The organism is Gammaproteobacteria bacterium, assembly GCA_022340215.1.
GTDB lineage: Bacteria > Pseudomonadota > Gammaproteobacteria > JAJDOJ01 > JAJDOJ01 > JAJDOJ01.
In genome coordinates, this window is record JAJDOJ010000240.1 from 1 (window position 1) to 3451 (window position 3451).

Genomic DNA, 3451 nt, shown 5'->3' on the forward strand with positions numbered 1-3451 from the left:
GACATACCAGATCGCGCCGGGTGAGCTGCGAAGCAGTGAACGGCTTGGGCAGGAAGCCCAAGACCGGTGCCCAAGCAAAGCAGGGACAGCGCCGCGCCGGGATCGTTCGTCATCAAGGCGCGACAACAGGCGCATCGTCGACCTATGAAACGGTTGTCGCAACACAGAGGATGGACGACAAAGACAAGCAGGATGGTATGTCATTTGACAGAAATCTGGCCTTACCTGACCCACATATCTTCCCAGGCCGGCAGGCGGCCCGGCCCAGGTGGAGGGGTAGAGCACCGGCATGTTCTCAACCGACTTTCCGGTTGGGATCCGCAGACACCCATGACGGTGGAACCGCTGCGCTTGTTCCACCCTACGCAATGTCATGACTCACTGAAAGCATGGAAAAACCGTAGGTCGGATCAAGCGAAGCGGATCCGGCAAGCTACTGGTGCTGAAACTGGGCTCGACGTAGATTCCGCGAAGTCAGGTCATCTGGCCTTAGGCATAGATCTCGAGTCACTGCCGCCGACGGTTGTGCCATCGCCACCCGAGGGGGGGATCAGACGGAGTTCCGCTGACTGATCGTGATGTGTTTCCCCGCCGGCGCAGGAGCCGAGGGCGGGATGGGGCAGTTGCGGCAGAGGGCGAATTTCTCGCGGTGCCCGTCCGCCAAATCACGCACCCGTTCGACGTGTCGATCCGAGTCCCACAGTTCCTCGAGCGTCGCGTCGTTTCCCGTTTTCCGATCGTAATGACCCGTCGGCGGCATGGGCGCGATCCGCCCCCATTCGGTTCCGGCACAAAGAACACCCAGATGGCAGCAAGGAGGGTAAACTAAAGTCCTCATATTTTCATCGATACCTGATCTCGTCTCTCCCGTTCTTCGGGGTTCGCGTTCGGCGATCAGTCAAGGTGACCTGGGATATAATGACCACTGCATCTGGGCGACCGTCGCCTGACTATCTCTGACGCGATCCGGTGACGGTTTTCTCATAGTCCTGGAGGGACATCAATGTTCACCGCGCTTTTCTATATCTCAATCGGCATTATCATCGGCTGGAATCTGCCCCAACCTCAATGGGCCAGGGACGTACAGGACAAGGTCATGGCGAGCCTCCGGGAACTCGGGAACAAATCCGGCGGAAGGGACAGTCACTGAATCATGATTACCTATCTTTACTGGGGACTGGTCTTCGGACTCGCCGCCGCCGTTATATTTCTCGTCGGGATCAAGCTGGACAACTGGATCGTAGCGTCGATCGGCGCCGCGGTAATCGTTGTCGTGGGATGGGCGGCTTTCACGTTCCACTTTCAGCAGATCTTTGTGAAGCAGTGGGGCGGGGTGATGTCCCTGACCGTACCCAAGGGACAGCACCACATCACCGCGACGTGGAAGGATAATAATCTCTGGGTCGAGAACTATGATCCTGCCGCCAATACCTGCATTTTTACCGAGTATTCGAAGGGGAACATGCTGCAGGGCAGGGTGAAGATCAAAAACTGCAACCCCCTGGGCGTGCAGCGGTGATCGAGCGGCGCTGTTCCGGTTCGCCGCCATACCCGATGCCTATTTTTATATCACGGCCTACCCGCAGCCGGTGGGCCTGAGGGAGATCGCGTTACCGGAGGGTGCGTTCTGGAATGCGGATAAATTAAGCGCCGGACCGGTCGTGTCGCGTCACCCACTGGAGGATATTCGATGAACAAGGCCCGCGTTGCCGACTGGGACAGACTCGAGCCGCTGGAGCCGGTCTACGCACTGGTGGGCGGTGTAGACCTAGTCGTCGTGCGCTTTAAGGACGGGGAACAGGCTTCGGTTCTCTATGGTCGCTGCATGCATCGCGGCGCCCTGATGAGCGACGGGTATATCCAGGGGGAAAACCTCATCTGTGGCGTCCACGGCTGGGACTACTGCTACCGGACGGGCGTCAGTTCCTACAATCCCAGTGAGCGTCTGAAATGCTTCCAGTCCTGGGTTGAGGACGGCGGGGTCTGGGTCGACGTAGACGAGATCGCCGCGTGGGAGGCCGAGAACCCGCAGCCCTACGATCGCGACGCCTATCAGGGCCTGTACCAGGATTTTCATGGGGGCCCGGAAGAACCGCACTACAAATACATACAGCATCTTGCCGAACACGGTCTTTCCGAAGTCGGTCACCACGGGCGTGTCGCCGCGATGGGGGTGCCGCGCGACCGCTTACCGCGGTGGGAGGACATCCAACTGCTCACGGCGCAACTGCACAGGGTGCCGCTGCTGGACGAGGAACCGGTCGGAACCGATGTCGTGATCGGGCCGAACGCCGCGAAACCGCTGCGACTGCGGATACCGCTGCTAGTTTCCGACATGAGTTTTGGCGCGCTGTCCGAAGAGGCCAAGGTCGCGCTGGCCAGCGGCGCGGAGCTGGCCGGGACCGGTATCTGCTCGGGCGAGGGCGGCATGCTGCCGGAAGAGCAGGCGAGCAATTCGCGATATTTCTACGAGCTGGCTTCCGCGCGTTTCGGCTTCTCCATGGACAAGCTGGATCGGGTACAGGCCTTTCACTTCAAGTGCGGCCAGGGTGCCAAGACGGGCACGGGAGGTCATCTCCCCGGCTCCAAGGTCAAGGGCAGGATCGCCGAGGTGCGTGGACTCCGTGAGGGGGAGGCTGCCGTATCGCCGTCGCGTTTCCCCGACTGGGAGCATGTGGACGATTATCGGGACTTCGCAGAGAAGGTGCGCGAACGGACCGGGGGGATCCCGGTAGGCGTGAAGCTGTCCGCGCAGCACATCGAACGCGATATCGAGGCGGCGCTGCAGATCGGTGTCGACTACATTATTCTCGACGGCCGCGGCGGTGGCACGGGTGCCGCGCCCCTGTTGTTCCGGGACAATATCTCCGTGCCGACGATCCCCGCGCTGGCACGCACAAGGCGCTATCTCGACAGCAAGGGGTGTCGCGATGTGACCCTCGTGATTACCGGCGGACTGCGCCTGCCGGCGGACTACGTCAAGGCGCTGGCACTGGGGGCCGACGCCATCGCCGTCTCCAACGCGGCGATCCAGGCGATCGGCTGCATGGGGATGCGTGCGTGCCACACCAACAACTGTCCGGTCGGGATAGCTACCCAGAAGCTGCACCTCAGGCAACGCCTCGTTGTCGATCAGGCGTCGGAACGGTTGAACCGATTTTTCCGCGCCGCTACCGAGATCATGCAGGTGATGGCGCGTGCCTGCGGGCATCGGCATCTCGATCGATTCTCCGTCGATGACCTGACGACCTGGAAACGCGACATGGCCCACCTTGCCGGTATTGCCTACGGCGGGGTGTCCGTCGATTGATCCGCGCTGCTTCCATGCCTAACTTCATGATCGTGCAAACGAAGCCCGACAGTCAGCAACACCTTTGTCGGACGGCTTGCTGGTGGGTCCCTCTTTCGTTTTGGGCCTTTGATGTCTTAGGCGATTTCTGTCAAATGACAT

The 3451-nt window shown here is 60.6% G+C and carries 3 protein-coding genes; all 3 read left to right on the plus strand.

What is annotated here, in order from left to right; genetic code table 11:
- The first annotated feature begins 1003 nt into the window (after positions 1-1003).
- The 3 genes from LJE91_16480 to LJE91_16490 all read left to right on the plus strand — a co-directional run bounded on the left by LJE91_16480 (position 1004) and on the right by LJE91_16490 (position 3310).
- Positions 1004-1150, plus strand: coding sequence for a hypothetical protein (locus tag LJE91_16480; protein MCG6870263.1), 147 nt, complete (start codon positions 1004-1006; stop codon positions 1148-1150).
- Positions 1151-1153: 3 nt separating this feature from the next.
- A complete protein-coding gene (locus LJE91_16485; protein ID MCG6870264.1) occupies positions 1154-1519 on the plus strand; it encodes a hypothetical protein in 366 nt (121 codons plus the stop codon).
- Positions 1520-1690: 171 nt separating this feature from the next.
- Positions 1691-3310: an alpha-hydroxy-acid oxidizing protein gene (locus LJE91_16490; protein ID MCG6870265.1), complete on the plus strand. Its 1620-nt coding sequence runs from the start codon at positions 1691-1693 to the stop codon at positions 3308-3310.
- Positions 3311-3451: the final 141 nt, after the last annotated feature.